This is a genomic window from Methyloceanibacter caenitepidi (assembly GCF_000828475.1).
In the GTDB taxonomy this organism is placed as follows: Bacteria; Pseudomonadota; Alphaproteobacteria; order Rhizobiales; family Methyloligellaceae; genus Methyloceanibacter; species Methyloceanibacter caenitepidi.
The window spans coordinates 745,876-771,082 of record NZ_AP014648.1 but is presented as its reverse complement, the minus strand read 5'-3'; the positions used below and the strand labels follow the sequence as shown (position 1 = coordinate 771,082).

At 63.0% G+C, this 25,207-nt stretch carries 23 protein-coding genes; 9 read left to right on the top strand and 14 right to left on the bottom strand.

The genetic code is table 11. The annotated features are described in order from the left end of the window. The first annotated feature begins 9 nt into the window (after positions 1-9). Together GL4_RS03625 and GL4_RS03620 are read left to right on the top strand one after the other, a co-directional pair. Complete coding sequence (locus GL4_RS03625) at positions 10-927, top strand: cation diffusion facilitator family transporter (protein WP_045364661.1); 918 nt, start codon at positions 10-12, stop codon at positions 925-927. Then, positions 924-2,558, top strand: a complete 1,635-nt coding sequence (locus GL4_RS03620) for an ABC transporter ATP-binding protein (RefSeq protein WP_045364658.1) — start codon at positions 924-926, stop codon at positions 2,556-2,558. Before GL4_RS03625 ends, GL4_RS03620 begins: the two co-directional genes overlap by 4 nt. 9 nt (positions 2,559-2,567) lie before the next feature. Here the strand turns inward: GL4_RS03620 and GL4_RS03615 are convergent, their stop codons facing one another. Beyond that, complete coding sequence (locus GL4_RS03615) at positions 2,568-3,425, bottom strand: C40 family peptidase (RefSeq protein ID WP_045364655.1); 858 nt, start codon at positions 3,423-3,425, stop codon at positions 2,568-2,570. After that, a complete protein-coding gene (locus GL4_RS03610) occupies positions 3,422-4,840 on the bottom strand; it encodes a leucyl aminopeptidase family protein (protein WP_045369354.1) in 1,419 nt (472 codons plus the stop codon). Before GL4_RS03610 ends, GL4_RS03615 begins: the two co-directional genes overlap by 4 nt. A gap of 57 nt (positions 4,841-4,897) precedes the next feature. Here GL4_RS03610 and GL4_RS03605 point away from each other — a divergent pair, with 57 nt between their 5' ends. Next, the gene (locus GL4_RS03605) at positions 4,898-5,590 is read left to right on the top strand and encodes a glutathione S-transferase family protein (RefSeq protein WP_244462670.1); all 693 of its coding nucleotides are present in this window, start codon (positions 4,898-4,900) and stop codon (positions 5,588-5,590) included. A 226-nt stretch (positions 5,591-5,816) separates the two neighbouring features. Then, positions 5,817-6,815 (top strand): tetratricopeptide repeat protein, encoded by a 999-nt coding sequence (locus GL4_RS03600; protein WP_052464091.1) that lies wholly within the window; start codon positions 5,817-5,819, stop codon positions 6,813-6,815. 153 nt (positions 6,816-6,968) lie between these two features. On the opposite strand, the gene GL4_RS03595 is transcribed toward GL4_RS03600, so the two are convergent. The 7 genes from GL4_RS03595 to cpaB are packed head-to-tail and all read right to left on the bottom strand — an operon-like array spanning position 6,969 to position 14,956. Continuing rightward, on the bottom strand, positions 6,969-7,946 hold the full coding sequence (locus tag GL4_RS03595) for a type II secretion system F family protein (RefSeq protein ID WP_045364652.1): 978 nt from the start codon (positions 7,944-7,946) through the stop codon (positions 6,969-6,971). A gap of 14 nt (positions 7,947-7,960) precedes the next feature. Further along, complete coding sequence (locus GL4_RS03590) at positions 7,961-8,953, bottom strand: type II secretion system F family protein (RefSeq protein ID WP_342016317.1); 993 nt, start codon at positions 8,951-8,953, stop codon at positions 7,961-7,963. Further along, positions 8,940-10,487, bottom strand: coding sequence for a TadA family conjugal transfer-associated ATPase (locus GL4_RS03585; protein ID WP_045364647.1), 1,548 nt, complete (start codon positions 10,485-10,487; stop codon positions 8,940-8,942). The genes GL4_RS03590 and GL4_RS03585 overlap by 14 nt, the downstream gene beginning before the upstream one ends. A 9-nt stretch (positions 10,488-10,496) precedes the next feature. Continuing rightward, on the bottom strand, positions 10,497-11,783 hold the full coding sequence (locus GL4_RS03580) for a CpaE/TadZ family protein (RefSeq protein ID WP_045364644.1): 1,287 nt from the start codon (positions 11,781-11,783) through the stop codon (positions 10,497-10,499). 3 nt (positions 11,784-11,786) lie between these two features. Continuing rightward, positions 11,787-12,545, bottom strand: coding sequence for a CpaD family pilus assembly protein (locus GL4_RS03575; protein WP_045364642.1), 759 nt, complete (start codon positions 12,543-12,545; stop codon positions 11,787-11,789). A gap of 18 nt (positions 12,546-12,563) precedes the next feature. After that, positions 12,564-14,129, bottom strand: a complete 1,566-nt coding sequence (locus GL4_RS03570; protein WP_045369350.1) for a type II and III secretion system protein family protein — start codon at positions 14,127-14,129, stop codon at positions 12,564-12,566. 38 nt (positions 14,130-14,167) lie between these two features. Then, entirely contained in the window at positions 14,168-14,956 is a 789-nt protein-coding gene (gene cpaB, locus GL4_RS03565; protein WP_045364639.1) for a Flp pilus assembly protein CpaB, read from the bottom strand. An 81-nt stretch (positions 14,957-15,037) separates the two neighbouring features. Between cpaB and GL4_RS17690 the strand changes: the two genes are divergently transcribed. Then, on the top strand, positions 15,038-15,187 hold the full coding sequence (locus tag GL4_RS17690; protein ID WP_172653284.1) for a hypothetical protein: 150 nt from the start codon (positions 15,038-15,040) through the stop codon (positions 15,185-15,187). A 23-nt stretch (positions 15,188-15,210) separates the two neighbouring features. On the opposite strand, the gene GL4_RS03560 is transcribed toward GL4_RS17690, so the two are convergent. Next, positions 15,211-15,717: an A24 family peptidase gene (locus GL4_RS03560; protein ID WP_045364636.1), complete on the bottom strand. Its 507-nt coding sequence runs from the start codon at positions 15,715-15,717 to the stop codon at positions 15,211-15,213. Positions 15,718-15,925: 208 nt separating this feature from the next. On the opposite strand from GL4_RS03560, the gene GL4_RS03555 reads away from it, so the two are divergent. Further along, a complete protein-coding gene (locus GL4_RS03555) occupies positions 15,926-16,435 on the top strand; it encodes a pilus assembly protein N-terminal domain-containing protein (RefSeq protein WP_082025444.1) in 510 nt (169 codons plus the stop codon). 93 nt (positions 16,436-16,528) lie between these two features. Here the strand turns inward: GL4_RS03555 and GL4_RS03550 are convergent, their stop codons facing one another. After that, entirely contained in the window at positions 16,529-18,064 is a 1,536-nt protein-coding gene (locus tag GL4_RS03550) for a vWA domain-containing protein (protein ID WP_172653283.1), read from the bottom strand. 380 nt (positions 18,065-18,444) lie between these two features. On the opposite strand from GL4_RS03550, the gene GL4_RS03545 reads away from it, so the two are divergent. Continuing rightward, positions 18,445-18,912 carry a TadE/TadG family type IV pilus assembly protein gene (locus tag GL4_RS03545; RefSeq protein WP_172653282.1) on the top strand — a complete coding sequence of 156 codons (468 nt, stop codon included), beginning with the start codon at positions 18,445-18,447 and terminating at the stop codon, positions 18,910-18,912. Positions 18,913-18,923: 11 nt separating this feature from the next. After that, positions 18,924-19,514, top strand: coding sequence for a TadE/TadG family type IV pilus assembly protein (locus tag GL4_RS03540; RefSeq protein WP_156137373.1), 591 nt, complete (start codon positions 18,924-18,926; stop codon positions 19,512-19,514). Here GL4_RS03540 and rimO read toward each other — a convergent pair. Then, positions 19,511-20,893: a 30S ribosomal protein S12 methylthiotransferase RimO gene (gene rimO, locus GL4_RS03535; protein ID WP_197539059.1), complete on the bottom strand. Its 1,383-nt coding sequence runs from the start codon at positions 20,891-20,893 to the stop codon at positions 19,511-19,513. The two genes, GL4_RS03540 and rimO, sit on opposite strands and share 4 nt — an antisense overlap. Positions 20,894-21,056: 163 nt before the next feature. On the opposite strand from rimO, the gene GL4_RS03530 reads away from it, so the two are divergent. After that, positions 21,057-21,650: an invasion associated locus B family protein gene (locus GL4_RS03530; protein WP_208430896.1), complete on the top strand. Its 594-nt coding sequence runs from the start codon at positions 21,057-21,059 to the stop codon at positions 21,648-21,650. A gap of 27 nt (positions 21,651-21,677) precedes the next feature. On the opposite strand, the gene GL4_RS03525 is transcribed toward GL4_RS03530, so the two are convergent. Both GL4_RS03525 and GL4_RS03520 read right to left on the bottom strand, forming a co-directional pair. Next, a complete protein-coding gene (locus GL4_RS03525; protein WP_172653281.1) occupies positions 21,678-23,942 on the bottom strand; it encodes an AsmA family protein in 2,265 nt (754 codons plus the stop codon). A gap of 165 nt (positions 23,943-24,107) precedes the next feature. Then, positions 24,108-25,205: a DUF1513 domain-containing protein gene (locus GL4_RS03520; RefSeq protein ID WP_045364615.1), complete on the bottom strand. Its 1,098-nt coding sequence runs from the start codon at positions 25,203-25,205 to the stop codon at positions 24,108-24,110. Positions 25,206-25,207: the final 2 nt, after the last annotated feature.

The window sequence follows — 25,207 nt, the reverse complement described above, 5'->3', positions numbered from 1 at the left end:
GGGAGCTCAATGCACGGTTCGCACGACCATAGCCACACGGTGACTGCAAAGAACGAAACCCGCATGGGAATCGCCGCCCTTCTGACAGGCGGCTTCATGATCGTCGAGCTCGCCGGTGGCATCGTCGCCAACTCCTTGGCGCTGATCGCCGATGCCGGGCACATGTTGACCGATTTCGCGGCGCTCGGACTTGCGTGGTTCGCGTTCCGGCTGGCGCGGCGCCCTGCCGACTGGAAGCGCACGTATGGCTTCGACCGCTTTCAGGTGTTGGTTGCCTTCACCAACGGCCTCGCTCTATTCGTGATCGCCGGCTGGATCGTCTACGAGGCCATCAGCCGGCTGATCGCTGGCGAGGCTCATGTAGCAGGCGGCATCATGGTCGTCATCGGCGTCGCCGGCCTGCTCGTCAACATCATATCTTTCGTTCTTCTGCGCGGCGCCGACCGCGAGAACCTCAATGTGCGCGGCGCGGCCCTGCATGTGCTGGGCGACCTGCTCGGCTCGGTGGCTGCGTTGATCGCGGGCGCGGTCATCATGCTGACCGGCTGGACGCCGATCGACCCGCTGCTGTCGATCCTTGTCGCGGTGATCATCCTGCGGAGCGGCTGGTTCGTTGTGACGGAGTCGGCGCATATTATGCTCGAGGGCGCACCGCAGGAACTCGATACGCGCGACATCGCGCCGGACCTCGTGGACAACGTACCCGGGGTGGATGAGGTCCACCACGTGCATGTGTGGTCCATCACCCAGTCGCGCCGCATGGCGACCCTGCACGCGGTCATCGGCGACGCGGCGCAGATCGACACGGTCGTGAAGGGCGTCAAAGCGCGGCTGAAGGAAAAATTCAATCTGGATCACGCGACGGTTGAAGTCGAGTGCACCGCGTGCGCCGACGCGACGGATGAACCTCATCGAGCTTTCCCATGACCGACAAGCCCAAGCTTCTGACCGTCGACAATCTATGCGTAAATTTCCACGCGGGCGACAAGGTCACACACGCGGTCAAGGATGTCTCGTTCGAGATTGACCACGGCGAGACGCTCGCGCTCGTCGGCGAGTCCGGGTCCGGCAAGACCGTCTCGGCCTTGTCGATCCTGCAGCTTCTCCCCTACCCAGCGGCCTCGCATCCGCGCGGGGCGATCCACTTCAAAGGCGAGAATCTCCTGGCGCTGCCGCCTGAAGGCCTGCGCCATGTGCGCGGCAATCAGATCTCTATGATCTTCCAGGAGCCGATGACCTCGCTCAATCCGCTTCACACGATCGATCAGCAAATCGCCGAGGTCCTGCGTATCCATATGGGGATCACGGGGGCGAAGGCGCGCTCGCGCATTCTCGATCTTCTCACCAAGGTCGGCATACAGAATCCGGAGGAGCGGCTCGGTTCGTATCCGCACCAGCTGTCGGGCGGTCAACGCCAACGCGTGATGATCGCTATGGCGCTGGCCAACGAGCCCGATCTCCTGATCGCCGATGAGCCTACGACGGCGCTCGACGTGACCATCCAGGCGCAAATCCTCGAACTCCTGTTGGACCTCAAGGCCGAGTTCAACATGGCGATGCTGCTCATCACGCACGACCTCGGAATCGTGCGCAAGATGGCCGACCATGTTTGCGTCATGCATCGCGGCAAGATTGTCGAACATGGTTTGACCAAAGACATCTTCGAGAACCCGCAGGACGACTACACGAAGCATCTCATCGCCTCGGAGCCGAAAGGCTCCCCACCCCCGGCCGACGCCAACGCGAAGACGATTCTCAAGACCGACGATCTGAAGGTGTGGTTTCCGATCAAGCGCGGGTTCCTGCGCAAGACGGTCGGCCATGTCAAAGCGGTGGACGGCGTCGATGTGGATGTCAGGGAAGGCCAGACCCTCGGTGTGGTCGGAGAGTCCGGCTCCGGCAAGACCACGCTCGGCCAGGCAATCCTGCGTCTCATCTCCAGCAACGGCCCGATCGTCTATCTCGGCCAGCGCATCGACGGCTACAACTCGAAACAGATGCGGCCCTTGCGCAAGGATCTGCAGATCGTGTTCCAGGACCCCTACGGGTCCTTGAGTCCGCGCATGTCCATCGGGCAGATCATCGAGGAAGGTCTGCTGATCCAGAATCCGGACATATCGCGCGAGGATCGCGATGCGCGGGTGGCGCGGGCACTCACAGAGGTGGGGCTCGATCCGAAGGTTCGTGACCGTTATCCGCACGAGTTCTCAGGCGGCCAGCGTCAGCGCATCGCCATTGCCCGCGCGCTCGTGCTCGAACCGAAATTCTTGATCCTTGACGAGCCGACGTCGGCGCTCGACGTCTCCGTGCAGGCGCAGATCGTCGACCTGCTGCGGGACCTCCAAAAGAAACACAGGCTGGCCTATCTTTTCATCAGCCACGATCTGAAGGTCGTCCGCGCGCTGGCCAACTCGATCATCGTGCTGCGGCACGGCAAGGTCGTGGAGCAAGGCCCGTCGCAGGAGGTGTTCGCCAATCCGCAGACGGATTATACGAAGGCGCTGTTGGCCGCGGCCTTCGAGCTCGAGACGACACCCGCTGACGCAGTCTCCACTTAAAGCTTCGGGTTAGGGCTTGGCAACGAGGCGCCGCGCGCTCGTGACCTCGAAGCCTGCGTCCTTGATGCGCTGCCGAGCCTCTTCGAACGGCTCGCGCTCCACTGCCATGTGATAGGCGTTGGCGTGCAAGAACTCGTCGGCGCTGGTCATGATGCCCACATGGCCTTCCCAGAAAACGAGATCGCCGCGCTGGAGGTCGACACCCCCCGCAATGTCGAGCGGCTCGCCGGCCTCGGCCTCTTGCATGTCCGCATCGCGCGGCAACGCATGCCCTGCGGCCGCGGCTGCCAATTGCACAAGCCCGGAGCAATCCAGTCCGACGCTGGTACGCCCGCCCCACAGATAAGGCGCGCCGAGAAATCCTTCGGCGACCGTGACGAAATCCGGCGCATGCTCGCCGACACGCACGATATGGCTGGCATAGACGTAGCCGCCGGTGTCGAGGGGGACATAACGCCCGCCCTCCTCGCTCACACTCACGCGTGCGTTCAGGCTGAGCATCCCTTGCGGGGGCACCTTGGCGTCTGGCTCCGGAAAGACGTAAGTGCGAAGGGCGGCAATCCGATGGGTCGCCGGTGCGCCCACGCGGCCTAGCCCCGCGCTCGGCACGTAGCCCACATAGCCGTCGTGATCGAGTTGGACCCAGGACCAGCCGTCGGCCTCGTGGAACACGACAAGGGTCTCGCCATGCAGCGCCTCGGTGTCGAGATTGGCATCGTCACGCGGCTCACGGCGCAACGGCAAGGTGCCGGCAGCGACCTGGCGGCGCTCTCCTTGCACGTAGCGACGCGCGTCGACCACACCACGCAAACTCTCGGCCGCGAGATCGCTGCGGAAAGCAAGCCGGCGTGGATCGAGCTTGGTCACGCGTTCAGTTCTCCGCGAAAGTACTCATACAACGCGCGTGCCGCATGAGGCTCGCCGCCACGCGGACGCCCCGGCTGCGCGCTCGGGACCCAGCCGTAGATGTCGAGATGTGCGTAGCACTTGGCGTCCTTCACGAAACGCTTGAGGAAGAGCGCCGCCGTCACCGAGCCGGCGAATGGACCGTCGGAGATGTGGTTGACGTCGGCGATGCTGCTCTTGAGCATGTTGTCGTAGGGTGCCCAGAACGGCATACGCCAGATGGGATCGCCGACCGCGGACGCCGCCTGGATCATGCCCTCGGCGAACGCCTCGTCGGTTGCATAGAACGGTGGAAGATCGGGCCCCAGCGCCACGCGCGCCGCGCCCGTCAGCGTCGCGAAGGTCACGAGATAATCGGGCGCCTCTTCGTCGGCCAGGCTGATCGCGTCGGCCAGCACCAGCCGCCCTTCCGCGTCGGTGTTGCCGATCTCGACCGTCATGCCGTTGCGGCTGGGCAGGATGTCGCCGGGGCGGAAGGCGTTGCCTGCAACCGAGTTGTCCGCAGCCGGGATGATGACGCGCAGGCGGACCGGCAGCTTGGTGCGCATCACCATCACCGCGAACGCCAGCGCCGCAGCGGCGCCGCCCATGTCCTTCTTCATCAGGTTCATGGCGTTGCCCGGCTTGAGGTTGAGTCCGCCCGTATCGAAGCAGATGCCTTTGCCGACAATGGTGACCTTCGGCGCGCTTTCCGATCCCCAATGAAGGTCGATCAGGCGCGGAGCCCGGTCGCTCGCACGGCCGACCGCATGGATCATGGGGAAGTTGTCGGCCAGCAGGTTCGAGCCTTCGGTGACCTTGATGGTTGCCCCGAACGTCTTGGCGACGTCGCGCGCCACGGCCTCGAGCTCGCCAGGCCCCAGATCGTTGGCCGGTGTATTGATGAGGTCGCGCCCGAGATAAACGGCCTCCGCCAACGCCAAGACATGTGGGCGATCCGCCCTCTCGGGCAGTACGAGGCGCTTCGCGTCGCCGCTGCCGCCGGACTTGTAGCGGGTAAATCGGTAGCAGCCCTTCAGAAAACCGAGCGCCGCCAGATCGGGGTTGGGCAGTTCCCCGGCAAAGCGATAGTCGCCCGCCGGCAGCACGCCAGGAAGCGCACCCGTGAGCATAGGAGCTTCCGCGACCCAATCCGATCCGCCCGTACCCAAAAGAACCATTTCGATCGCGCCATCCCCGCTGGGAACCAGAAGCACCGACCCTTGGCTGGGCTTCCACCCCCGCGCTTCGACCCAGCGCGCCGCGCGGGTGCCAAGCCGCGACACATCCTCACCCGACGCCACGAGTTCGATGGGGATGGAGGGCGAGCCCGGCTCCAGAACCAAGTCTTCGAGCGTTTGGCGCAAAGGATCGAGCGAGGTCACGTGTGTTTGCATGAAAAATCCCGGATGAGTCTTGAAGGGGCCGCGCATTAATGGCAGGGGAGCGGAAACATGACAACGACGGAAGGCGGAACGATGACCGGTACGGGCTACACGTTGGTAATTGGCGACAAGAACTACTCGTCGTGGAGCCTGCGCCCCTGGTTATCGCTTAAGGCTTGCGGGGTTCCGTTCGCCGAGGACCGCATCCGCCTGAGGATGCCCGAGAGCAAGGCAGAGATCTTCAAGCGCTCGCCTTCAGGCAAGGTTCCCGCTCTCAAGACCGAGCTCGGCGTGATCTACGACAGTCTCGCGATCGTCGAATATCTCGCCGAGCAATACCCGCAAGTCGGGCTGTGGCCGGCGGATCCCGCCGCGCGCGCCGCCGCACGCTGCGTCTCGGCCGAGATGCACGCGGGCTTTCAGGCCTTGCGCAACGACATGCCCATGGATCTCATTTCGCGGTTTCCGATGCCGGAGCTGAGCGAGACCTTGGAGAACAATATCCGCCGGGTCGTGGCAATCTGGATGGACACACGAGCGCGCTTCGGTCAGAGCGGACCGCTGCTGTTTGGCGGCTTCACCAATGCCGACGCCATGTATGCTCCGGTCGCGACTCGCTTCCGCACCTATGGCGTGCCTCTCGCCGATTTCGGCGACGACGGTACGGCCGCGGACTATGTAGACGCCATCTACGCGATGCCCGACATGGCCGATTGGCTTGCGGGAGCGGAGGTCGAAATGCGCGAGCGCGAGCTGGTCTAGCCCGACTTCTCCTCGAGTGCCGTGCAATCGCGCGCGGACCGGCGGCGGCCGCGGCGCCGGGACGTGAGCCATGGCGGTGCGTGCGCCGTCTTATGGTTAAGACTTTTTATACATCTGTCCCACATCATGACACTCAACAAAGCATGCCAGAAACGCCGGGCGCACCGACCCTCGCCCGCTGGGGACAGTCACACTTATGGTCCGCAACCATTCTCCGCGACATTCGATGCTGATAGCGCTGCTGGCGACATCCGCCGCCGCGGTGCTCCTTGGAGGTTGCGGCCATTCCGGCGGGGGTTTGGGCGGCGGACTCGCCAATGGCGGGCTCGGCCTCTTCAAGAAGAAGCCGCCCGAAGTACAGATGACCGCCGCCGAGGCGTTCGAGGCCACGACCAAGTGGAACGACGCCTACAACAAGGACCCCACCAACGCGCGCAATGCGCTCGGCTATTCCGCAGCCCTGCGGGCATTGGGCAATAAGAAGCGCGCGTTCGAAGTGCTGCAGACCGCCTACGCGGCCAATCCGAACAATCCGGAGCTCGCCGCCGAGATCGGCAAGGTCGCGCTCGAGACCGGCCAGGTCAGCGTCGCCACCAAGGCGCTCCAGACCGCCGAGGAGAAAGGCGTCAAGGACTGGAAGACGCTTTCGGCTCAGGGCACGCTCGCCGCCAAGAGCGGCGACCACGCGAAGGCTCAGCAATACTATCAGGCGGCCCTGCGGCAGAAGCCCGACTCCACGTCCGTGATCAACAACTTAGCTCTGTCTTATGCGTTGGACGGCAAGGCCAAGCAGGCCGAAGCCCTCCTTCGCAAGGCCGAGAAGGAGGGTCACAGCGACAAACGCTTGCGCCAGAATCTCGCGCTCGTTCTCGGCGTCCAAGGCAAGTACAACGAGGCCAAGGACGTCGCCGCCGTCGATGTCGGCGAGACCCAGGCCAAGCGGAGCGTTGCGTATTTGAAGAACATGCTCTCCAAGCCCACCACGGTCGCCGCCGCCGAGCCGGAAGCTCCGGCTCAGTCAGACCAGGGTTGGTCGCCCTTCGGTTCGACCGCGCCCTCCAAGACCGCAGCGCCCGCCGTCGCGGCGGCGAGCCACCAGCAAGCGCGCCCGCTTCCGACGGTTCAGATGGTCAAGCCGGTCGAGGAAGTCATCTCCGCGCCGCCGAAGGTCGCGCAGGCCTCAAGCCCCGGCACCTCGACGTTCTCCAAATCGTCGTCGCGGTAGAGCACCGGGCACTGCGCAGCGGGATCCAGCACGATCTTTGAGGGAACGAGGGAGGCGCTCTTCGGAGCGCCTTTCTTGTGACCGCGCTTGTGACGTCCTCGCGGATCGCCTGCCCCGGAAGACAGAACACCCAGACTCAGCAATTGCGATGAACTAACGGAAGTTGTCCATGATCTGGATGCCGGCCGGACCGAGAATGACGACGAACAGCACCGGCAGGAAGAATACGATCATCGGCACGGTGAGCATCGGCGGCAAAGCTGCGGCCTTCTTCTCGGCAAGGGACATGCGCATGTCCCGGCTCTCTTGCGCCAGCACGCGCAAGGCCTCGCTCACGGCCGTTCCGTATCGTTCCGCCTGAATGAGGCTCGTCCCAACGGCCTTCACGGCAGCAAGTCCCGTCCGCTTGCCAAGGTTCTCATAGGCGAGACGCCGCTCCGGCAGATAGGATAGCTCAGCCGTAGTGAGGCTGAATTCTTCGGCCAGCTCGATGGAGCGTGGGCCGATCTCGCCGGCCACCTTGTTCATTGCCGCCTCCACCGACATGCCCGCTTGGACGCAGATCAGCAACAGATCCAGCGAGTCGGGAAAGACGCTCGTGATCGACTTCTGCCGGCGCTGAATGAGATTGCTGATAAAGATGTCCGGGAAATAGAACCCGAGATAGGCGCCGCCGATCGAGATTCCCAGCCGCGCTATCGTTGGCAGGTCGAAGTCGTTCACAAAGAACAGATAGACAAACGCGACGGCGAAGCCGGCGAACGGCAAGGCGGCCCGGAAAAACAGGAACGCAACGACCGGCGCTTGGCCACGGAAGCCCGCCATCTTCAACCGGTTCCGGGTCGAGTCCGTCTCCAGCGCCTTGCTGAGATTGAAGCTCTCCACGACCTGCTTCATGAAGCTCTTCGGCTCCCTGCGCAGACGCGCCTGACGGTTCTCGTCGGCCATCGCCGCCACGCGCTCGGCCCGGAGCTTGTCACGCTCGCTTGAGACATACTTCATGCGCGCGCCAAATCGGTCGCCGGCGAAGTAAGGCATGATCAGCGAGGCAACCGTGGCGAAGGCAGCAATCGCGGTGAGGAGCACCACCATGGCCTTCGGATCGGTCACGAAATCGATAAGGGTCGACATGGCTTGCCCGTTCGTCAGAACTCGAAATTGATCATCTTGCGCATGACCAGTATGCCGATCAGCATCCACACGCCCGCTGCAATCAGCATGAACTGCCCCGCCTTCCGAGTCCAAAGCAGGGAGATATAGTCTGGCGAGATAAAGAACACAGCCGCCATCACGAGAGGCGGCAGGGCCCCAATGATTATGGCCGAAGCCTTGGCTTCTGCGCTGAGCGCCTTGACCTTGGCCTGCATCTTGTAGCGGTCCCGCAGCACGCCCGACAGATTGGAGAGCGCCTCGGCAAGATTGCCGCCGGTCTGCGACTGGATGGCGATGACGATCGAGAAGAAGCTGACCTCTTGGAGCGGTACGCGCTCGTACAGACGCTCGAACGCCCGCGGCAGCGGGATGCCGATTCGTTGCTGCTCCACGAGCTCCAGGAACTCGCTGCGAACGGGCTCGGGCGATTCTGTCGCGATAACTTCCATACAGTCCGTCAGCGGAAGACCGGACCGGATGCCACGCACGATGATGTCGATCGCGTTTGCGAACTCGGTCAGGAACTTTGCCTGCCGAGAGCGGATACGGCGGGACAAAAGCCAGCGCGGCAAGCCAATCCCGCAAACCACCATGCCAAGCAGCGACACGATCGGCGAAAGTCCGGACAGAAGAAAGGCCAGGCCGCCGAGAAGCGCCATGACGATACAGAAGATGTAGTACATCCGCGGCTTCACATTGAGCCCAGCCTGCATGAGCCTCACCCTCAGCGAAGGGCGCTTTTGCTTCTTCTGCTTGGCTTCAATGTCCTTGAGCGTGTCCTGAACCTGCCGGCGCCGGGTTTGCAGCTGCTGCGGCACGACAGCGCGCTGACGCTTCGTCGTCTGTCCTTTGGCGGCGACTTCGAAGCGCTTGTCCACATTCCGTTCGCCGCTGAGATACGGCATCACCAAAACATAGACCACGCCGCCGACGGCGAGCGCGGCCAGCGCGATGGCGGCGAACTGCATGAGCTCAGGCGGTAGCAAACTTCTCTCCCAGCGGGCGGCCGTTCTCGTCGTTGACCTCGGCCGAAGCCAAACACTCGGTGAGGCGCTGATGTTCGCCAAAATAAACAGCCTTGTCGTAGAACATCGGGCGCGCGATTCCCGTCGAGCGGTGCCGGCCGACCATGCGGCCATTGGCGTCCTCGCCCATGTGGTCGTAGATAAACAGGTCCTGCAGCGTCACCACGTCGCCCTCCAGACCGACGACCTCGGTGATGTGCGTGATCTTGCGGCTACCGTCGCGCATCCGCGAGGCCTGCACGATGATGTCGACCGATGACGTGATCATTTCGCGAATGGTTCTGGCCGGAAGGTTGAACCCGCCCATGAGAATCATACTCTCCAAACGGCTCAGGCATTCGCGCGGGCTGTTGGAGTGCAACGTCCCCATGGAGCCGTCATGACCCGTGTTCATGGCCTGCAGCAAATCGAACGCTTCCGCGCCGCGCACCTCGCCGACTACGATGCGATCGGGACGCATGCGAAGGCAGTTCTTGACGAGGTCGCGCATCGTGACCTCGCCCTCGCCTTCCAGGTTCGGCGGCCGTGTCTCGAGCCGGACCACGTGCGGCTGTTGTAATTGAAGCTCCGCCGAGTCCTCGCAGGTGATGACACGCTCGTCCTGATCGATATACGCAGTGAGGCAGTTGAGTAGAGTCGTCTTACCGGAGCCCGTGCCGCCGGAAATGATGACGTTGCACCGTACCCTCCCGATGATCGACAGAAGCGTGCGGCCTTCGGGACTGATCGTACCAAACCGCGCCAGTTGGTCGAGCGTCAGCCGATCCTTCTTGAACTTACGAATGGTCAAGGTAGGGCCATCGATCGCCAGCGGCGGCGCGATCACGTTCACGCGGCTTCCGTCCGGGAGTCGCGCATCGCAGATCGGGCTCGACTCATCGACGCGCCGGCCGACCTGGCTGACAATTCGCTGACAGATGTTCATCAGCTGTGCGTTGCTGGCGAAGCGAACCGATGCCGCTTCGACCTTGCCGCTCACTTCGATGTAGGTTGTTTCCGCGCCGTTGACCATGATGTCGGCAATGTCGTCACGGACAAGCAAGGGCTCAAGCGGGCCATAGCCGAGCACGTCGTTGCAGATGTCCTGGAGCAGTTCTTCCTGCTCGGCGATGGACATGACGACATTCTTGATCGCCACGATCTCGCTGACGATGTCGCGGATCTCCTCACGCGCAGCCTCGGCGTCGAGTTTCCCGAGCTGGGTCAGGTCGATCGTATCGATCAGCGCGTTGAAGACCGTCGTCTTAACGTCGTAATACTCTTCGGAACGCTTGGACTCCGGCGCCTTGCGTGGCGCAGGTACGGCCGGGGTGGGCGGCGTCTGACCCGGCAAAGCAGGGGACGGCGCCTCACTTTGGTCGGCAGGCGGCGCAGGCGCTTCGCTGACGTCGGCGGGAGGCGCCTTCGGAGCTAGATTGGGAGCCGGTTTAGGCCCCTGCTGGGGCGCCGGCTTGGGACTGACCTGTGGTCCGGAACTGTTTCTCTTTCCAAACATGGCGACGTACTAGCTGCGTGCTTTCTTGAGGTTGAGCCGCTCGAGCAGCGGAGCAAGTAGAGACGAGCCTTCGCTCTTGTGCTCGACCCTGTCCGTCAGAAGGTTCGCAAGGCTCCGGAACGCCTCAGCCGCCTTCGCCTTGTCGGAAACTTCCTCGATCATCTGACCGTTGTTCGCGGCCGTACCGAAAAGCTGAGCGTCGAACTCGATGACGACGCGCGGCTCGAGTTCGATCGCTTGACCGAAGTCCTTGACCGGAATCTCGGGACGCTTGGGCACGCCGACCTGGTTCAGCACCAACATTGGCGGACGGTCGTTCGGACGGGCGGCTTTGAGCTGGTCGGCGAGGTTCTTGGTATTGCGCAGGCTCGCCAGATCGGGCATCGCGGTCAACACCACGTGGTCGGCCTTCAGAACCACGTCCTTGGCCCAGGCCGTCCACATATGCGGGACGTCGATCGCGACCCACGGCACGCTCTCACGGACAATATCGAGCACGGACTCGCACGCGTGCGGGTCGACGTCATAGGGACGGTCGAGGGCGATGGGAGCGGCAAAGAGGCTCAAGTGCTCCGAGCACCGCGAGAGCAAACGATCGAGAAGAACCTCGTCTAGGCGTTCCGGCGCGGACAAGGCATCGCCGATTCCTTGCAGCGGGTCTTGGTTGAAGTCGAGCCCGGCCGTACCGAAAGGCAGGTCCATATCGGCGATGACCACATCGCTTTCCAAAGCGCCAGCGATGGCGAATGCGGTGTTGTGGCAAACGGTGCTGGACCCCGCGCCGCCCTTCGTGCCCACGAAAGCAATCGACTGTCCGACCGGCTCGGTCGATGGATCCGCGTAGATCGAGGCAATGCTCTCGATCATCTGCGCGACGCCCGTTGGCGCAACAACGTACTCACTGACGCCACGGCGCAGGAGTTCGCGATAGAGCACGACGTCGTTGACATGGCCGACCGCGACGACCTTGGTACCAGAGTCGCAGACCTCCGCGAGACGCTCAAGATCGGCCAGCATCTCGTTCCTGTCCAAGAGTGACTCGATGATAATGAGATTGGGCGTGGACGCATCTCGGTAGAACGCGACGGCTGCCTCGACGCCACCCATCCGCACCGTAACGTGCGCTTTGGATAGGCGCCGATCTTCCGAGGCCTTCTGGATGACAGATGCGGTTTCCTGGTCCTCGCAGAACGCTTGGATATTGACTCGCGGAATCGGACGCGCACGCGGCTCTTCGGGCAAATCCTGGTGGGACTGCGGCGCTGACTCCAGAGAATAGGCGACGTTGCTCGACATACGTTAGTTTCCTACGGCCGATTCACTCGTGAGTGCGCGCTCAGGCAAAGGCTGATTCTGAGGAGCCCACTTGGCGCCCGTCGGTTCGCCCTTGACGTACTTCCTCCAGACCGTATCGCGCCGTTCGCCCGGACGCGGCGCTTCCGGCTGTGGCGACAGAAGGTCCTGCGGATCGGCGATCATGGCGGCCAGGTTTTTCTGCGTGGCGCAGCCCATGTTCGGCGACGGCAGATTGGCGGGATTTCTCGCAAGGTTCTCCGACCAATCGGGGCAGTCGGGGCCCTTGGCGCGGAACTCCATATAGGACAGTCGCACCGGCGCCGACGGGTCGCCATTCGCGTAGTAGGGCTCCACGCGGACGTCCCGCGGGCTGATACCGCTCCGGCGCATGGCATGGCGTACATCGCCGTAGACGCGCTTGGCCTCGGCCTGATTGCCGCTGCCCGACGGCGTTCTGACCACCAGACCGCCGGTTCCGCGCTCATGGTAGTTGGAGAGATAGCCGTAAAGCCGGTTCCACTGCGTGCCGGTCAGGCCGCGCGTACCGCGCGGCGCGGCGATATCGAGCATCGCCTCGCCCTCGCCGACCTGTATCGGATGGCGCTGCGTGGGGTCGGACAGCGTGAAGGGGGCCTGCATGCGCGGACCTTGGGCGCACCCGGCAACCGAGAGCGTCATCGTGGGCGCTGCCACCATCACGGCTGCGAGCAGAGCAATCTTCGGTCGAGCAAAGCCCGTGAGACCTTGAGCGGTTGACTTCATCTGACTTTCCTCTTCCCTCTACTCGACGATGAATCCGACGTCGCCTGCGTAATCGCCGGCGGGTGCACGTTCGGGATCACGTCCGTAAATCCGGTTCATTTGGCCAAGGAGATCGCTGTTCACGTCCGACGCCCAGGCAAAGCCGTCGCTAGGCGTCGCGAGCTGCTGGCGTGCAGCCGGCTTGACCACATAGGGCGTAACCAGAACGACCAGTTCGGTTTCCTTCGACTGGAAATCGCGGCTGCGGAACAGAGTCCCAAGGACGGGCAGGCTTTTCAGCCCGGGATATCCGCTGATGGCTTGCCGGGACTGATCCGACAGCAACCCGGCGATCACGATCGATCCGCCGCTCGGCAGTTCGACCGCGGTCTCTGCACGGCGGACTTTCAGAGCCGGGATCGAGATGTTTCTCAAGACCACCGCGCCTTCGGTCGACAGTTCGCTGACTTCCGTCGAAATCTTGAGGCTGATGAGGCCTTCGGACATCACGACCGGGGTGAAGGACAGGCCGATACCGAACTTCTTGAACTCGACGGTGATCTGATCCAGCTGCTGCGCGACAGGTATCGGGAACTCGCCGCCGGCAAGGAAGTTCGCCGTTTCTCCGGAAATAGCCGTGAGGTTCGGCTCCGCAAGCGTACGGATCAGGCCATTCTGGTCGAGCGCGCGCAAGACGGCGTCGACTTGGCTCGTCCCGGATTGCCAGCCCACACCGGCGAGCGCAGCACCGGGGCGGCTGTCGACGAGATTGGGAAGGCCGCCGGCCCCGAGCAATCCGCCCGCGGCGGCGCCCACGGCACCGTTGATGGGGTAAGGCAAGGCCGAGAGCGCGGCGAAACCGAAATTGCCGGAATTGACGATGGCAGCCAGATCAACGCCAAGCTGCTTGACGACGTTCCGCTCCATTTCGACCACGGAGACCTTCAGCAGGACCTGCTCGCGGCCTTCGACAGTGATCATGTTGATAACCCGGCTGGACCCCTGGTCACCACCGGAGCCGCCGCCACCGCTACTGTTGTTGATCGTGACCGCGGCGCCGCCGCCGCCGGCCGTCGTGCTGCTCGCTGCGGCGCCGGAATCCAGGAAACTGTTCACGATCTCGCTTGCGCGCGTCGCATCGATCGGTGTGGGAACGCTCCCGGTCAGCACTACGTTCTGTCCAACTGTCTCGACATGAACGCGCGAGCCGGGGACGAGGCGCGCAATCAGGTTTTCAAGCGCGCCGAGGTCCCGTTCGATTGTGACCTCGAGCACAGCGACCTGACCGCCGTTGTTGTCGATAAAGAGAATGTTGGCTTCACCGAGATTCTTGCCGATGAGATAGGCGCGGGTGGCGCTCTGCATCACCGCGTCGATTTGCTCGGGATTGGACACCATGACTTCGCGCACCGGACGCGGCAGCTCGACGATCATCGACTTGTTGAGCCCAAGCTTGATCTGGCGGACCTGGCCGTCGCCGACGCGTAACAGCGACTGGTGATAGGCTTGAGCATAGCCTGATCGCGGCGCCATCGTCATCGCCGCAGCGAGGGCTGCGGCGATTGCTGCCGACGCGATCAGGGAAGCAAAGAGAGAGCGACGCATCCTGCTGCCTTTTTTTGTTGTATTCGTCATGCGCTTTCTCAGTTGACCCCAAAGGCGCGTGAGGGCACGCCGTATTTCAGAAGCTTCACCGTGCTAGAACCATCGTCGCCGATCGGCGCCGAGGACTCTCCGTTCGTCTGCGCGTCGGCAAGGCTGCGAAGCGACAAAGAGATTTCGCCGATGGATTGCGCGAGCATCAGCACCTCCGCCTGACGCGGAGAAAGCTCTAGCGTGGCCGTCTTTCCAGAGACGACCTTCTCGCCATCGTCATTTTCCAGTGCCTGGCCGATGGCGAGCACGCGAATGTTGCGGAGAATAGCCTCACTGACCATCTGCTCCTTCCGCCCGACTTGCTGGCGATGCGATAGGATGACATCGACCCGGTCGTTCGGCAGGATGAACCCGCCAGCGGCTGTTTCCTCTTGAATTGGCGTCGACACAGCCCGCATGCCGCGCGGCAGGATGGCGGCCATGACGCCGCCTTCGGAGATCTTGATGAGCTTCTGATCTTTGATGGGTTCGCCCGTGATGAAGGGCGCGCGGGCGACGGCGCCAGAAAGCTCCGATGGCGCATCTGGCTGCCTCTCCCGCGTGATGAGCCCAGGCGTCACACCCTCGACAGGCCACTGCTGCCACTTGAAATCGGCTGCATCCACGCTGTCGCCGAGGTTGATGTCCTTCGACGCAACGAGCACATCCGTGGAGCCAACGGTCTTCTCGACCTCCTGCACTTCGGGAGGCCGGGAAACGATGGAGTTCGCCATCCACGCCGCGGCGATCGCTGCTGTTGCGGCGATCACCAGAACGACGGCCCTTCCCTTTTTCATTGTCAGCCCTTCCCCTTCGGCGCTCCAAACAACGCGCCAGTTGAGGCTGACTGTGCCCCACCAAACCTCAACGCGAAGTTAATGACTGTGCCAATTCGGGTGCAGCACCATGGCGTTGGGCCTGCGGTGAAGGTCGGAAACGAGGCCGGACCCGGCGCCGAAAACGAAGTCCAGGCAAACAGCATCGCGGCGCCAGAACTCTGGCACCGCAAACAGGTGTCAATCGGGTAGATGTGGAGGTGCGCTAGGGCGCGTTACCCACCAAACGCGGCCATGAATGCCGTATGGGGGTAGACCAGAAGGCCGGCAGCTGCGAGCGCGATGCCGTAAGGAACGCCCTCTTTGGAGTCGTGCAGCCGCGTGATCCACTGTTGCGAGTAGAGTGCCGCCGGCAGCGGCATCGACCGCATCGCGAGCAGAAGCAGCGTCAAAACCCCGCCAAATACAGCGGCGTAGAGCGCGTAGGCCAAGATGCTCTCGGGCCCCACCCACAGGCACGTGGCGGCGAAGAACTTCGCATCGCCACCGCCAATCCACCCCATGGAAAACATCGCGAAGGTGAGCACGAGCGCGCCGATAGCCAAGAGGACGCTGAGACCCGCGGTCTCCCAGCCGATGCCGACCAGCGGGGCGAGCACGGCGAAGCCGGCGATCAACGCCAGCGAGATCCAATTCGGCAGCGTCATTGAGAACAGGTCGTAGGCAGCCGCGAACGCCATCGCCAATGGAAAGATCGAGATGATGAGTAGGTCGGTTACCATGTAACGTTGTGCCTCTACCGAACGCTTTAAGGGCCTCGCACGAGATCTGGCGACTCCGTGCAGCGGGCGAAGTCTTGCTGCCAAGGATTAAAGACCGCGTTAACCGATCGGTGGTGAACAAGGTTTGCCAATCCTTCACCTTTTCCGGTTGAGATCACTCTAGACATTCAGTCCTCGTTATTAGTTGAGCGTAGGGGATAGGAAGCCAATGGCATTCCGCTTTCGCCCGGGTCGTCAGGCCTGCGGTATCTCAGTTGCCGCTGCCGTGGCCATGGCCTCCATCCTACCCGTGTGGGCCTCGGGCATGAACGCCTCGGGCCGGGACATCGAGGTCCTCATGGACCAAGCGATGATGGTGCGGCTGGAACGTCCCGCGGCGGAAATCGTGATCGGCAATCCCTCGATCGCCGATGTCGCGGTGCAAAGCAGCAATACGCTCGTCCTGACGGGCAAGTCATTCGGCGAAACCAACCTGATCGTGACCGATCGGGAGGGGAAGGTTCTCGTGAATCGCCGCGTCGTTGTTCAGGAGCCGGACGGGGGATTCATCACCGTCTACCGGGGCGCCAGCCGCGAGACCGTCCATTGCTCGCCCAATTGCGAGACGCCGCTCGTGATCGGCGACCACACCACCTACTTCGACTCGATCGCGAAAGAGGTTCGCATCAAGCAAGGTATCGGTCAGACATCGGCGGAAGGCCAAGCCTCCGCCGAATAGCCCGCCACGCACCTTCCCGCATCCAAATGCACCGAAGCCCGGCGCGATCGGCTCGCCGGGCTTCGAGATACAGCATTCCATTCAGTCTCGAAGCTATTGCGCGATGCGCAGTTCGCTCAAACCTTGCGCGATCTCGCTGAAGATCGCCGCAAGCTGCGAATTGGACGGCGAGTTGTAGTACATGTCCGGCTTTGTCGCGCAATCCCTCAGGAGATTTTGGGTCGTCCAGTCGTTGACGCGAAACCCGATCGTATAGATCTGAATACCCTTGGCCTTGATGTTGTTGCACACCGCCTGCGTCTTATTGTTCAGCTCGGCGTTAGGGTTGCTGCCAAGATGGCCGTTCGATTTGTAACCGAACGCACTGAACGTAGACCCGTTGAAGCTTTGGCCGCCATTCACGTTGTTCTCGCCGTCCGTCAGCAGCACGATGGCCTTGACCCGCTCTTCCTCGTCATAGGCCTCGGCTTCCGTGAAGGGGGCGCTGGGAGACAGCACACGCCACCCCCAAAGCAGACCGGCCGGGATCACCGTGTTGCCGGAGGGCTGCAAGGCGTTGATCGCATCCTTCACGGTGCTCTTGCTATCGCTCAAGGCCGTGATCGCTGTGGGCGGGCAATACAGATTGGGTGTGGCGCCGCTCCGGTCGGTCGAAGGAGACGCGTATTTCCCGGTGTATTCCTGGCACTCCTCGGGCGAGGGGTTATTATTGTTTCCGCCCCAGCCGCCGCCCCAGCCCCAGCCCCAGCCCCAGCCGCCGCCGTTGTTGTTGCTCGCGCCGCAGCCGTCGTCCTTGATGTAGGTATTACCGTTGTAGGAGCCCCCGTTGTCCTCGTCGGGCTCATCCGGCGCGAGGTATGGCGTGAACAGCGTTTCCTTGTTGCCCTGCACCGGCGTTGCGTCCGTCAGTTCGTAAGGTTCCGCACGCTCGCGCACGCAGCCATCCCAGGCCCAGCTGCTGCGCTTGCGCTTGAGCTTCTCGAAGAACGCCAGAATGCTTTCTCCGTTCTCGAAGTCGAAGTTCTCCTTGGAAATCGACGACATATTTGGGTACTCGCCCTTGTCCAGCCAGTCTTCGTTGATCTTGTCCGAGCCCACATTCACCGCAGCGGCAAAGGGTACAACGGCGACGTCCAGCGTGTCCGAGATGGACGTCTTGCCGAAAAGATCATCGACCATCTTTTTCGCCGCGTCCTTCATGGCGTTCATCTTGCCGCTGGACCCCATGGAGCCTGTTGTGTCCAGCACCAGGGCGAGCTCAATATTACGCTGTCGTTTCGTGATCGTATTCTGGATGCCGACGTTGATATCGTTGAAGTTGGCAAGCCGCATGAAGGTTGTCGGCACCGAGGCCGTTGCGTTGACGACGATATCGTCGCCGACGAAACGGACCTCGAAGTTGCTCTTGATGTCCGAGGACAGGGTCGACGCGTAATTCGCTTCGAAGAACTTCTTCGCCTTGTCTTCGAGCTCCGACTCGGACAGCCCAACCCATGAACCGATGGCCAAAGCCGCCGCGTCGGCAGCATCGGACATCGTGCCCCGAACCGTCATGGCCCTGCCGTAGTCGACGGCCACGCCGACGAAAAGAATGACCGGAACGATGGCGATGCCGAAAAGAATCGCCACGTTGCCACGTTTGTCACGGGAAAAGCGGCGCGCGCACGCCGTCCAAGCCTTTAGCATTTGACACCCCTGTCTGTTTGGCCGGCAGGGGCATCCTTTGACGCGCCCCTTGTCCAGCGGGCGTCACTTAAGCAGAAACGTCCTTACGGCCCGTCTCCCAGTTCGCTAAAATTCAAATATACTTAGATTTAATACGCATTACTTCTCTGTTTACCTTTGCCCATAGCAGAACTTAACATTTACTCACCGTTAAACGTACAGCCTCTATTCGTTTCAACATGCTTATCCCGCTTAGACAGCTAGTCGCGAGGTCGCGGCGCATCGGGGCCGGCGCCCGCTTTGCGCGCGATCACAGTGGCGCCTCCGCCCTCGAATTCGCCATCGTGGCGGCTCCGTTTATCTTCCTCCTGCTCGCCATCATGCAGATCGGATACGTCTACTTCGCGAACTTCGCCCTCGACGGGGCGGTTTCGAACGGAGCGCGCCTCATCCGGACGGGCCAAGCGCAGTTGCACGGTTTCGATGCGGCAAAATTCAAAGAAGAATTGTGCAAAGGGCTTGTCGGCCCGCTGTCATGCGGCAAGTTGATGCTCGACGTGCGCAGCTACGACAACTTCTCGGCGGCTGCGGCCGGACTGACCCCGCCTCTCGATTCGGACGGAAAAATGAACAACAACGTGGCCTTCGATCCCGGCAGCCCGGAGCAGGTGGTCATCGTCCGCGCCTTCTATCCGCTGGAGATCGGGTCGCTCTTCCCGTCCGCATATGGGCTCGGCAGCATGGGTAACATGGCCGACGGAGACCGCATGCTCGTATCGACGGCCGCGTTCCGTAACGAACCGTACTTGTAGGGAGCCGCCGCGTGCCATCAACTCGACGCATCGGATCGCGTTACCGGCGCTCCATGAAGCGCCTGATGCGCCGTCTTGCCGACGCACGCAGCGGCGCCTCGGCCATCGAGTTCGCGTTCATCCTGCCCGTCATGCTCATTCTGTATACGGGTGCTGTCGAGGTGAACAACGCCCTGACGGTCTATCGCCGGACCATGCAGGTTGCGACGACGGCCGCCGATCTCACCGCGCAGGTCAAGACCGTCACAAAGACCGACATCGCCGACATTCAGGCCGCGGCAACGAGCATCCTAACTCCCTACTCAACCGGCCCTCTCAAGATCGTCCTGACGAGTGTGGTCGCAAACGACAACAACGTGGGCAAGGTCGAGTGGAGTTGCGCCAACACAGGCGCCGCGCGCACCACGGGCTCGACGTTCAAAGTCCCGAATGGACTGACCGAACCCGACAGCAGCGTGATCGTGGCTGAGGTGACCTATGCCTTCAAGCCGCTGCTCGGGCTCAGCGGGTTCTTCAGTCCCGGGTCGTATAATATGGAACGGACGTTCTATGCGCGGCCGCGGCGAAGCCTGACCGTCAAGAAGACGGACAATTCCTGCTAGGCAGCGGTTCCCGCGGGCTGGTGCAAAGGACTTGCCCAAAGGTCGTACTCGCTCGCATCCGTCACCTTTGCCAATAGCCGGTCGCCCGCCTCGAGACCTTCGCAATCGTCGATGAAGACATTCCCGTCGATCTCCGGTGCATCCCAATGGGAGCGCGCAATCGCGCCCTCCGCATCGACATCGTCGACGATGACCTCGAGCTCCTCGCCGACACGGGCGCCGAGCACTTCAGCACTGATGGCCTGCTGGTGCGCCATGAGACGAGCGTATCGCTCTTCCTTGACCTCTTCGGGGACTTGGCCCGTCAACGCATTCGCCGGCGCCCCATCGACGTCTTCGTATTTGAAGCATCCGACCCGCGCGAGTCGCGCTTCGCTCAGCCAGTCGAGCAGTTGGACGAAATCATCTTCGGTCTCGCCGGGAAAGCCCACGATGAACGTCGACCGAACGGCAAGATCGGGGCATTGCTCGCGCCAGCGCGCGAGACGCTCCAACGTCTTTTCCTGATGGGCTGGCCGGCGCATGGATTTCAGGATGCGCGGGCTGGCATGCTGAAACGGGATGTCGAGATAGGGCAGGATGCGTCCCTCGGCCATCAGCGGCAAAATCTGGTCCACGTGCGGATACGGATAGACGTAGTGCATGCGGACCCAAACCCCGAGCGAGCCAAGCGCCGCCGCGAGATCGGCGAAGCGGGTCTGCACTTGCCGGCCCTTCCACTCCGTCTCCGCATAGCTGAGATCCACGCCGTAGGCGCTCGTATCCTGCGAGATCACCAGCAGTTCCTGAACGCCGGCGTCAACGAGCCGTTCTGCCTCGCGCATCACGTCCGTGAACGGCCGGCTCCGAAGCGGTCCCCGCAAATGCGGAATGATGCAGAAGCTGCAGGAATGGTTGCAGCCTTCCGAGATCTTCAAATAGGCGTAGTGACGCGGCGTAAACCGTACGCCTTGCGGCGGCACGAGGTCCAAGAATGGATCGTGGGCGCGCGGCACGGCCTTGTGCACGGCCTCGACCACGGCCTCATAGGCTTGCGGTCCGGTGATCGCGAGCACGTCGGGATACTGATCGCGGATGCGTCCGGCCTCGACGCCGAGACAGCCCGTAACGATCACACGGCCATTCTCCGCCAAGGCTTCGCCGATTGCCTGCAGCGACTCTTCCTTGGCGCTATTCAAGAAGCCGCACGTGTTGACGACGACGGCATCCGCACCCGCATAGTCCGGCGACAGTTCGTAGCCTTCGGCACGCAGGCGCGTGACGATCCTCTCCGAATCCACAAGGGCCTTGGGGCAGCCAAGGCTCACAAGGCCGATCTTCGGGGCGGGAGCGCCGCGCGGCGCATCTTTGTCGGGTGCGGTTTCGCTCATCTCAGTCATCGGTCGCACTTACAGGCTGCCGGGGCCCGAAACAATAGAGAACGAACGGCAAGGGCAGAGCTCCGGCCAAGGCCGTTGCATGCGACCGCGTTTGGCGTTTATCTCCCGGTGGCTGAGAGCCGCCGGCACGACGGCGCTTCAGCGCGCGACAAGGGTCCTGCTTATGCGACTGCGTCCGATGTTTTTGGCCTTCTTGACCGGCGTCCTTGTGTGCGGCGCGCCGCTCGGCACGGTCTCGGCCCAAACCACATCGGCGAAAAAAACCCCACCCGCTCAAACCGATCCCAACAAGCCCACGACACGGGTCGCCGGAAGCTACGGCAACTGGACGCTTCTGTGCGGCAAGGAGGGGGACCCGAAGACCGCGGAGGAGCGGTGCTCGCTCGTCCTGCCGCTGATCGAGAAGAAGACGCAGAAACTGATCTTCCGCGTGATCCTGGTCTATGGACCCAAGGCGCGGCTGGTACTTCGCGTGGACGGCCCGACGGGCGTCGCGCTCCAGCAGGGCGTGCAACTCGCGACCGACTCGGGCAAGGTTTACACGATGCCCTATCAAACCTGTCTCCCCATGGGCTGCAAGGCGCTCTATCTGGTGCCCGACGAAATGCGGCAGGATCTGCTGGCGTCGAAAACGGGAACGATCGTCGTCTACGCGCTGAACGGAAAACAGATCCAGACGGTCGCCGAGTTCGACGGGCTCACGTTGGGGCTTGAAGCCCTCGACAAGAAGAGCGCTGCCATGGCAAAGCAGAACTAGCGTCGGCAAGACCCGGCATCGCGAAACCTAGCGTAGCGATTGCATCCGCAGGGGCGGTGAGCCGTCATTGTCTGCCGGCGCCACGGAGAAGGATGGCGCCAGCGCGCTCGGCTGCGGGTTCTGGCCCGCAGCTGCACCGCTCGTGATCTGCGTGCGGCGACGAATGCCACGCTTGTCATTGAGAGCCACGCCCGGAATGACGATCTCGGTGGCGGTTTCGCCGCCTCCGGCCACAAGCGGATTACCCCCGATCCCGATCCGGGGGTTCGTCAGGGGGCCTGCAATCCTAAGCGGCGGCAGGTGTTCAGCCGTCGAGGCCACGCCGCCACCTTGCGTTTTCTCGACCGGCCCCGGATTCACCACAAGATCGAGACTATCGCGCGGAAGGTTTACGACGCCGTCGGCATCGATATTCGCCGACGGGCTTCGCAGTCTGAGGTTCTGTGTCGAGGCCAGACCGTGATTGATGTCGAAGCTGCCCGCGAGCAGGCTGAACGGCATTGTCGCTGCGGGCTCCAGGCGCAGGTCGAGCTTCCCGGCCTCGAGTGCGCTGACGAGCGCGGGCGCCGACATCCCGTCGACAACACCGTCCGCAATCGCGAAGGCGCCATTGCCCATGAGGGACAACGCCATCTCTTCCCAGTCCCCTCCGATGCCAGACACGTTGAGCGTCAGCTTTCCCTTGCCGCCGATCCGCTCCGTTCCGAATGCATCCTTCAGCAGCGAGCGGGTGTCGACATCCTCGAGGCGAAGATCGCCGGCGAAGCTCGGAACGGAATCGGCCAAGGCGGCTGTCAGCGTTCCACGCCCGCTGCCGCCATAGAAGGCCATGTGCCAGAGCGTGGCCGCGAGGGTGCCGTTCGCGAAGTCGATACTCACCGCGCTCGGTCCGATCTGCACGCCGTCGAGCTGCGCCCTTCGGATATCCAAGTCGACGTCGGCGTCGAAGAGCGGTTCGTTGGACTGAGGGACGGCAGCCGTCGCCAGCACTTGGTCGATGGCCTCCTGAGGCATTGAAATCGTCAGGCTGGGCTGCACCACGCCCGGGCCCGGTTTCAAGAGTCGCGGGCCGTTCGAGGCGGCGTGAGGGTTCGGCGGCGGCGCGATGTCCTGTTCGACCTGCGTGGCGAAACCCGCGCTCGTGGTGGCCGGCCTTGGAGCTGCGAATGCCAATGGCGCCGCGGCTTGGATCTCGGCCAGCGATCCCCGGTTAGCCAGCGCCAGAACCGGACCGAGATTGAGTTCGTCGACGACGAACGATCCCTCGATGCGGGGGCGGGTGCCGGTGAGTGCGATCTTCGCGCTCCCTTCGCCTCGGGCATTCTCTTGCACAAAACGTATGTCGCTGAGGTCGGCCTGATCACCGGTCCAAGCCACCGCGGCCTGCATCTCGCCTTCGCCCGTCACCGGGACAGCGCCGGAAACGCCTTTCAGCCAAGCGAGGAATTGGCGAACGGAGCGGGTCTTGGCGAAGAGCGTGCCTTGGCCCGACACGCGCGGGACCATTGCGATGTCGCCCTCGTAGCGCGCGGACACGGTATCCGCCTCGACGGCCAGTTGCAGCTGCGCGGCGCCTTGGCCTGCGATGGCGGCGGGGGATGCGAGCTCAAGCTCGAAGCCGACGGTCTTGCCCTTCCAGTTGAGGTGTCCGCGCCCTGCCATCGGGTCGGTGAGAGCCGGGATGGTCAGCGTGGCGTTGACGCGCTCGAAGCGGTGCGGTGCAGCCCGGCGAGCGCTGTGAAGAAGAATCGTGCCGTCGCGGATTAGCAATTCGTCGATAGCGAAGTCTCGTTCCGTCTTCGCGTCACCCGTCTGTCCGACGCCCCGAATTGGCGACAGGTCTGGCAGGCCGCCACCGGCGTCCAGCGACAAGACCGGCTGGATGAGGACAACACGTTCAAACGAGGTGGGGGCGCCAAAAAGCTCGAAAAAACCGAGATCGATTTCGAGCTTCGCAATCTTAAGCGCCGGGGCGTTCGGCGCGCTGATGACGGCATCAGTGATGTCGATGTGCGGCGTCGGCAAAAAGAGGAGCCGCGTGGTGCCGTTGACGACAAGATCGCGGCCGGTGTGCGCCTTGAGCCAAGCAACGGCTCGCGTCTCGACCCAGCCGGACGGAGCCAGAATGTTGGCGGAGGCCAACGCGATGGCGTAGACGGCAATGACTCCGCCGAGAATCTTTAGTCCGAGGCGCCAGGCGCGGCGCCGGGGATGTTGCGAGATCGCCGCGCCTTCCAACTCGACGCCGCGAAGCCGCACATTTGCCGGGTGCAGCGATCGCGAAACAGGCACGAGTGCGCGCGAACGCTGTCGCGTCTTGTCAGATGTGTGGCGCTGCATTGATCCCCCGGACGAACTATTCGAATTAGCCCGACAAATGCGGTGAGAATTGGAACGAAGTGCAAGACCGCGCGCTTCGCCCACGGACAAACTATCCGGTATGTTGAGTTGCGCCGCTCAGCTCACGAGAATTGCGTGATTGTCCCAGTGAAAACGCGTGGAATGGCGCGGGCCTAGGCCATCCGCACTCCCGGAGAGGAGCCAGCCTTCGCCGCTGGTGAGCAAAAATGTCGCACCCTTGTGGGTCGGCGCCAGTCCGCAGCCGTCGCGCAGACTGCACGACCCGAGAAGGCGCCGCGCTTGCGGATCCCAATAGGTCACGACCCCACCCTTCGGCGCGGACGCCGCCACGACCGAGCCGTTCGAATCGGCTGTTACCGAGCCGATGTAGTTTTTCAGGGTGAGTTGAGTCTCTTCCGGCGCCGGAATGACGGTCAGCGTTTCGCCGCGCCGGTGGAATCCCATCAGGGGCGGCAGATCGTCGGCATCGCCGCGATACTGGCAACCGAACGCCACGATGTCGTTCCCCGCGACCGTCAGGTGCCGAATGGATAGACGGCGCAGTTCCTCGGGCTGACCGTGCCGTTCCAGCAGGTCTCCCGTCTCGATATCCACGTAGGCGAGCGACGGCTCCATGCTGGCGAGGTTCAGCTCCTCACGCCTTCGGTCCGGATGGGTCTGAATGCCGCCATTGGCCACGACCAGCGTGCGCTTGTCGGAAAGCAGCGCCAGATCGTGCGGACCGATGCCGTGGCTGGGTATCTCCCCGATCTGACGGTACCCGGCGCCTGCGTCGCGGACGCCGATCACGCCGCGCCCGCCGTCGTAATCGTTCTCGGTTGTGTAGAGCAGCCTGCCGTCAGCGGAGAATACGCCGTGCCCGTAGAAGTGCCGGCCGGGGCGCGCGGAGAACCAAACCGGCTCACGCGCATCCATGGGAACGGCGACGCCGAAGCGGCCGGGCCGGCGCGCGAAGGCCACCCATTCGGAACCGCCCGGACGCAGCGCGACATCGTGGCCGCGAGCCGGCAGCAGGACCTCGCGGATATCACCGTGTTCGAGATCGAAGAGTGCCGCAGAGTAGTTGCCCTGATCGTCCATGCGCGCAGCGGCGAAACGCTCCGGCAAAAACGCAGCGGCGAGACGAGCGGGCATGGTCAGCGCCAGCGAGGATCCGGCGAGCGCGGTGAGGAATGTGCGGCGGTTGAGTGTCATGG